We start from the raw sequence: 6,858 nt of genomic DNA on the forward strand, positions 1-6,858 counted from the left end.
CATGCCAGCCTCCCGGATGCGTGCCTACGGCCCGAATCTAGGCGGTCGGCGGAACTGGTGAAACTGCGTTTGCGCGATTGGCTGAGATACATGGTCCGAACCGGTGGTTCCCATTGGCCTAACTGGCGTTTTTCAAGTTAGCGCTAACAGTCGCCCCCGCCTATAAGGCGCTGGGCGCGGGCGCGGGGCTCCCCTTCCCGATGCCGGCGCAGGACGTGGACACGGGGCTCTGCGGCTACGTCGACGAGGGCGGATCCTGGGCGATAGAGCCCTCGTTCTCTTACGCCGGGCCCTTCTCCGGGAGCCTCGCCGTGGCGCGGCCGCGGGCGGAGCCGGACGGGGAGCCCGACCGGATCGTGACCTACGTGGACGGCACCCCCGTCCCCAAGACGGAGGACCTGCCCTCGAATAGGCTGGTCTACGACGACAAGGACCTGGATCTCGACTACAAGAGGACGGACTAGGGTGCATAAGGATAAAGCGACGCCGGGCGGGGGTGAGGCTGGTGAGACACGCCGCTACTACGTGAGGCGAAGGGAAGAGCTCGTTGAGGAGCGAGACAGGCCATCCAGACGGAGGGTCGGCCTCGAGGATGCGCTCCGCAGGATGGACATCATTGGCGCCAGCACCGAGGATGATCTGCGGTATACGATGCGCAACCTCGGAGATGAGCACGCAGCAGAGCTCCGGCAGAAGCTCGTTCAGCTCGACAGCCTTCGCGAGGACGCGAAGAACTCCGTCCGGAGGCAGTTGGACGAGGCGGAGGAGCGGGAACGGGAGCTTACGAAGAGAATTGGGGAGCTGGACGAAGAGTTCGAACTCTCTCAGCAGAGAGTTGGGCGGACGCCGGTGACGAGGTGGAGGGCCGCGGCACACATCGCCCTGGGGCTACCGCCGTGGAGGCCGGGAGACGGGAGGGGAGACCCTGATGCGCGGCCTCCATGCCGCACCTGTTCGTGGTGGCCGACGAGTTCGCCGAGCTCAAGGCGCAGGAGCCGGAGTTTATGGACGGCCTGATCTCCGCGGTGCGCATCGGCCGCCCTGTGTATTGCAGGCTTGGAATTGCGTGTTGGGGCTGCGGTGGTGGATTTGGTCCAAATCCACCACCGCAGCCCCCTTCAGTCAGCGGGCTTTCGACACTTCGCTCACGGGCATGCCGGCCGTCCCCGAGGGGCTGGCTCAGTCGCGTGATCGGTCTTCGGCTGGGGGCCCGGGGCGCGCGACGGGGCCCTTCAGGGCCCGCGGTGCCCACCGCGGGCTCGAGTGCCGCCTCTGCAACCCCCCACGGCGGGAGCGGGAGGGGATTGGTCGAGGACAAGGCGGGCGCCCAGAGGCGCAGCATGTTCGTGCCGATGCCGGGGCGTGGGGCACGGACGGCCCCGACGAGGGCCCCCTCGGGAGGTGCACGGACATGGCCAGGAAGGGGTGCCACGAGAAGCCGGGGCAAGAGACAGCGCTCCCTTTCTGCCCCGTGCTGAACATGTGGGTTCCTTCCCGTCCCGTTTGGTCCAGGATTCCCACCGCAGTCCCACTTGTTCAAGAGGGTCCTGCTAAATACGGGGGATCCCCATGCCAACGGGAATGGGGCGGATCAAGATTCGGATTCAGGGGGGGCGGGCGTCGGCCCTGCCGCGCCGAGGTTGTACAATCGGGGCAGGCGTCGCCCCCCGCCGCGCTGCCGTCGCGGGCCGATGCGGCGGCGCGTGGACTCGCTGCGGGCTATGTATGGGGGTGTGTCGCATGCCGGAAGGTGACTCCGCGACGGAGGGGCGCCCCGCCTTCGTGCTGCCCGGGGACGGCTCCGACGTGACCCCGCAGGTGCAGGCGGCGAGTTCCGTCTACCCCTACCACGAGAAGGCCATCGGGGCGGCGGCCCTCGCCTGCTTCGCCCTCGCCTGCACGGGGCCGCTCCTGGAGCAGTTCCCCACAGACGGCCCCCTCAAGCGCGCTATGACGGTGGGGTCCATCCTGTTCTTCTGGGTGATCATTCTCCTCCTCGCGCTGTGGCCGCTCCTGGGGGAGCGGGGAATCTGGCGGGTGCGTGGCTGGGTCGGGTCGGCCGCCAGGCGCGCCCGCGGCCGGCTCGGCGAGCTCGAGGGCGCCGCGCTGACGGGCCTCGCCCTCTACGGCGACCGCCTGGAGTGGGGCGGCGGGGCCGGCCGGCACGCCGCGGGCGGCTCCGCCCCGTACTCGGAGGTGGCCTACGCCCTGTTCTACGGCGACCTCCTGCTCGTCTCCCTCCGCATGTCCCCGCAGCACCTGCCAGAGGTGGTCGCCGACGCCTCCTCCCTGGGCGCGCGGGAGCGCGGGGAGCTCGCGCGCTTCCTGGAGGGGAGGGTCAACGCCGCGCGCCGCACGCGGGAGTACCGCCGCTCCGTCCCCCCGGACTCCTGGGCCACGGGCGCCTCGGGGAGGCTCGCGTGGGGCCTCTGGCGTTGCACCGCCTACGGCCTGTCCCTCCTCTTCGTGTCGCTCGGCGCGTGGGCGCTCGCCGGCGCGCTGGCGGGGGAGCCCGCCCTCGCCACGCCCTCGGCGGCCCTCCTCTCGCTGTTCATGCTGCTTGTCGGCCTGGCGCTCCTGGACGGCCTCGGCGGCAGGTCGCTCTGCGTCCTGCGCAGGCACCCCACGAGGCGCCGCCTCCGGGTGGGACGCGTGCGCAGGAGGCGCCCTGTGGCGGGGGACGGGGTGGCGCGGCCTGACGGTGGCCCCGGCAGGCCGGTCCGATAGGAGGCGGCTATGTTCATGATGCGGGATCGGGGGGTTGCCGGCAGCACGGGGATGCCCGCGTTCTCCCTGAGGGGCGGCCCCCTCCGCGTGGACGACCCCGAGCTGCTCGCGCAGGTGCTTTTCGCGAGCTTGCGCTACCCACTGCACGAGCGCGTGCTCGCCCTGCTCTTCCTGCTCTCGCTTGGCGTGCTGATCTCCCTCTGGGGAGGGCTGGGGGAGGGCGCGGTGATGACGGCGTCCATGGCGCTGGGCGTCCTCGTGGCGCTGGGTGCCCTCGCCCTGTTCGGCGGGGAGCGGGCGCTGCTCTGGGGCTGGCGCCTCGCCTCGCGCCTTGCCCGCAAGCGCCTTCCGGTCGCGGACGCCCGCGACCCGGGGTCGCTGCGCCTCTACGAGGACCGCATCGAGTGGGGCGGCGGGCCTGGGCGCCCCGGCGGCGGCTCGGCCCCGTACTCGCGGGTGGCCTACGCCCTCCTCTACGGCGACCTCCTGCTCGTCTACCTCCGCATGACGCCGCACCGCCCGCCCGAGCTCGTCGCCGACGCGTCTGGGCTGGGCGAGGGCGGGCGCACCGAGCTCTCGCGCTTCCTGGAGGGGAGGGTCAACGCCGCCCGCCGCACGCGCGAGTACCGCCGCTCCGCCCACGAGGGCTCCTGGGCCACGGACGCCTTTGGGAGGCTCGCGTGCGCCCTCTGGCGCTGGACGCTGGCGGCCCTTGGCGCCTTCCTCGTTGTCGGCGGCGCTGTCGTTCTCGCCGAGATGGCCGTCGGGGCATTTCCCGCGTCCGATGCCGGGGGTCTCGCCCTCGGCGTCTCCCTTGTCCTAGGCGGGGCGACCCTGCTGGACGGCATCACCGCCGGCAGGACGGTCTGCTTTCTGCGCAGGCACCCAGCCGCATGGCGCTTCCGCGTGGGCCGCATGCGCAGGGTCGGCGCCCCGCGGGGCCGGCGGGAGGGCTAGGATGGGGATGTTTCGGAAGGTCGCCCGCTACGACGGAGCACGTGGCGAAGGGGTCGGCGCGGCGGGCCTCGGCAGGGGGATGCTGCCCCTGGGCCCGGTGGCGGCGTCCCGCCCATGGCGCGCGGCAGGCTCCAGATGGGCCCGTCCGGCCCCTCGGGGAGGCTCTGGGGCCACGCGGGCCGCGCCGTCCCCTACGGCGGCGCGCCCGTGCCGTCCGCCTCGGGGTCCCCCGCGCCGTCCGCGCACACGAGCGCGGTGCGGCCACCCGGCGCCCAGGCCGTCGTCGTGGGCGTCGCGGCCTGCAAGGCGTTGAGGGCCTTGGCGGGCTTCGTGCTCGCCGGCCCATTCGGCGCGTTCGCGGGTGCGGCTTCTTGGCCAGGGATGAGGAGGATGCCAGACGGGCAACGAAAATGCCAGGACGAACAGGGAGGGATGCCATGAGGGACTTCGTGGGGAGGCGCGGGCCTGCGGTGCTGGCCGCCCTGCTCGCCGCCGTGGCGGTGGGCGCCGCGGCGGGACTCGCCGGGCGCTGCGCCCGGACGCAGGCCACGGGCGGCGACGCGACCGGCGTCGGCTCCGGCATCGTCCCGGAGTCGGAGCGCGTCGCCCCGGAGGGCACGAGGCGGGTGAGGCTCCCTGGGGTTCTCACGGGCGGCAGCGTGGCTGGTGCCCAGGGCTACGCCCGGGACCTTCTGGGCGCCTCGCCCGCGGTCTGCGAGGCCGCGTACGCCAACGAGGACGGCACGGTGGACGTCTGGCAGACGCAGGAGCAGTCGGAGGAGAACGTCCGCAGGGTCTCCGGGGAGCTCGACTCGGCCAGGGAGGAGCTCGCCGGACACGGCATCGCCCTGGAGGTGTCGGACGACTGCCGCTCGGTCACGCTCACGGCGGGCGGGGGCGCCACGGCGCAGGACCTCATGTATGGGGTCTCCCGCGCGGTCCCCGGGGCGGCCGACCTGCAGGTGGAGGCCACCGGCGGCGAGGGCTTCTCGCTCTCCGTGGACATCGTCGACGGGACCACCGGCGAGGTGATGGGACACGCGGACCAGGACACGTACCTGGGCTGGAGCGCGGACCTCTCGTGGGTCGGGGGAGGCGGGGAGTCGTGAGCCGGCTGGTCCGGCTCGGCGGCGCGGGGGTCGCGGTCCCCGACGGCGCGGCCGTCCGCCCGCTGCCCGGCGCCTGCTCCCTCCTCGCCGAGGGGGGCGAGTAGCCATGGCGGCGCTCGGCGCCCTCCTCGCGACCGTGCTCATAGGCGCGCTCTGGGCCGTCGCGGCCCGCTCGGACCGGGGCGCCTCCTCCCCGGACCCCGACCGGCTCGAGTACCGCATGCCGCGCGTGTGGCCGGCCTTCTGCGCGTTCGGAGGCGTCTTCTGCCTCGGGCTGTTCGCGCTCTTCGTCCACGAGGCCCGCCGGGGCAACCCGACCGCCACCTGGCCCGTACTCGCATTCACCCTCGGCTTCGCCGCGTTCGCCTTCCTCGCCTGCGCCCAGTTCCTCTCCTGGCGCGTCTCGGTGGACGGCTGGGGCATCAGGGTCTCGAGGCTGCTCTTCGGCCGCCGCGCCGTCGCCTGGGCCGACGTCGACGCCCTCGCGGTGACCTACTACTCCAACATGCCCGGGCAGGTCCGCTCCGTCACGGTCATGTCCGGGGGCAGGAGGGCCCTCGCCCTGGACGGCATGTACCTCGGCGGCCGCGAGGCCGCGCCGGGGCAGCTCCTGGACGCCGCGCGCAGGCGGGGCGTCCCCGTGGCGCACCCCTCCGAGCTGCCGCCGGGCCTCACGCCGTGGGGGCCCGCGCGCCGCTGGTACGTGGGGCTGCGGCCGTGGCAGCAGCTGGCGCTGCTCGTCGCCGTCACCGCCGCGTTCCTCGCCGCGTCCTTCTCCCTTCTGTACGTCGTGGGCACCGCCGTCGGGCAGATCAGGTAGGGGGCTGGGATGGCGCGCCCGGGCGTGGTCGCGTACGCCGAAAGGCTGCGGGTGCCCTCCTGCGCATGTCCCCCGTCTTGTCCACGTCGATCATTCCCTGTCCGGCCTCCTCGGCCGGGAGCCGATGCAGTCAACCAAGTTAGGCCCTCGGTCTGGTTGGCGCGGGCGTGCACGAGCCCGAGACTTCTTCGTGCCCATACCCGAAAGGCCGTCGTGCCCGAACGGGGGTGGTATCGTTTTTCCGTACCTTGCCACCAGGCTGCCAGGCCCAGGCTCTGCCTGTGTCGTAGGGGGCCCATCGAGCCCAGCGAGCGCTTGACCCTCGTCTCGTTGTGACGTTCCATACAGGCGTCCATCCTCTCCTTGGGCTCGTCCGATGCGGCGCCCGCCCAGTCCCTGCCATGGAACGTCCCGACCTTCGTGGTGCCGAGAGGGCCCCCCATGCGAGAGCTGCCAGGGCTGCGCCCCTTGCGTGGCATGGGGCGTGCGATGCCGGCCCTTGCGCAGACGGGGGTCCACCCAGGCCGGCGGTGGCGACGGCCACAGCCCGAACGGGCCACAGGGTGGCGGCGCTCTCCGGCCGTCGTGGCGGCCAAGGCCGCCTCGGGCATGGGGCTGGCCATTCCGGCGTTGGGAGGGGCCGAGGCCGCCCAGCTCGCGATGGCGCCGTCGAGGCAGCCCGAAGCCGGGCCCAGGCAGAGCCTGCCGGCTGGCATCGAGGGCCGCGCGGCGTCGGCGAGCCGCAGGGAGTCGGGAGGCCCGGCCCCGAAGCCCTGACAGGCCTTGCTGCCGGGACGCCTTGGGATCTCGCCCCCATAGGGGCCGCAGGCCCTCCCGGGCCTCGCCCTGCCGCGCGCCCCAAGCCTCCCCCCTGCCGTCATCCGCCCTGTCCTGCGCCCGCCGACGGCATGCCCCTGTGCCCTGGGCCCGTCGTGGTGTTGATGTGCAATAGGAACTGACGCAGAGGGGGTGGTACCGGAAATCCGTACCAGACGATGGCGTCTGGAGGATGGCGCGTGCTCCCTTGGGCAGAGGACAAGGGCGGTCGAGCCCTACATCAAGTACGGCCTCAAGGCCACGGCAACCATACGGGAGCTCGGATGTCCCAGCCGCGCACAGCTGGTGAGCTGGCACGGGGAGTGGCAGGAGAACGGAGGAAGGCTCGCGGACCGCAGCCTCGGGCAATGCACGCTGGAGCAGAAGGGGGCCGCGGCCAGGCACTGCCTCACCCATGGGAGGTGCAAC

At 72.9% G+C, this 6,858-nt stretch carries 6 protein-coding genes and 1 pseudogene; all 7 read left to right on the forward strand.

Translation table 11 applies throughout. The features are described from left to right. Positions 1–200 precede the first annotated feature (200 nt). On the forward strand, positions 201–464 hold the full coding sequence (locus E0E00_RS14090) for a WG repeat-containing protein (protein WP_130813181.1): 264 nt from the start codon (positions 201–203) through the stop codon (positions 462–464). Between the two features lies 1 nt (position 465). Then, entirely contained in the window at positions 466–1,017 is a 552-nt protein-coding gene (locus tag E0E00_RS14095; protein ID WP_165443732.1) for a hypothetical protein, read from the forward strand. 723 nt (positions 1,018–1,740) lie between these two features. Continuing rightward, positions 1,741–2,727, forward strand: a complete 987-nt coding sequence (locus E0E00_RS14100) for a hypothetical protein (protein ID WP_130813183.1) — start codon at positions 1,741–1,743, stop codon at positions 2,725–2,727. 9 nt (positions 2,728–2,736) lie between these two features. Next, positions 2,737–3,684, forward strand: a complete 948-nt coding sequence (locus E0E00_RS14105; protein WP_130813184.1) for a hypothetical protein — start codon at positions 2,737–2,739, stop codon at positions 3,682–3,684. A 437-nt stretch (positions 3,685–4,121) separates the two neighbouring features. Then, on the forward strand, positions 4,122–4,793 hold the full coding sequence (locus tag E0E00_RS14110; RefSeq protein WP_130813185.1) for a hypothetical protein: 672 nt from the start codon (positions 4,122–4,124) through the stop codon (positions 4,791–4,793). Positions 4,794–4,899: 106 nt separating this feature from the next. Then, a complete protein-coding gene (locus E0E00_RS14115) occupies positions 4,900–5,613 on the forward strand; it encodes a hypothetical protein (protein ID WP_130813186.1) in 714 nt (237 codons plus the stop codon). A gap of 969 nt (positions 5,614–6,582) precedes the next feature. Continuing rightward, positions 6,583–6,858 (forward strand): annotated as a pseudogene (locus E0E00_RS14800) (hypothetical protein); the annotation flags it as partial.

Origin of the sequence: Olsenella sp. Marseille-P4559 (assembly GCF_900605015.1) — a bacterium.
In the GTDB taxonomy this organism is placed as follows: Bacteria; Actinomycetota; Coriobacteriia; order Coriobacteriales; family Atopobiaceae; genus Tractidigestivibacter.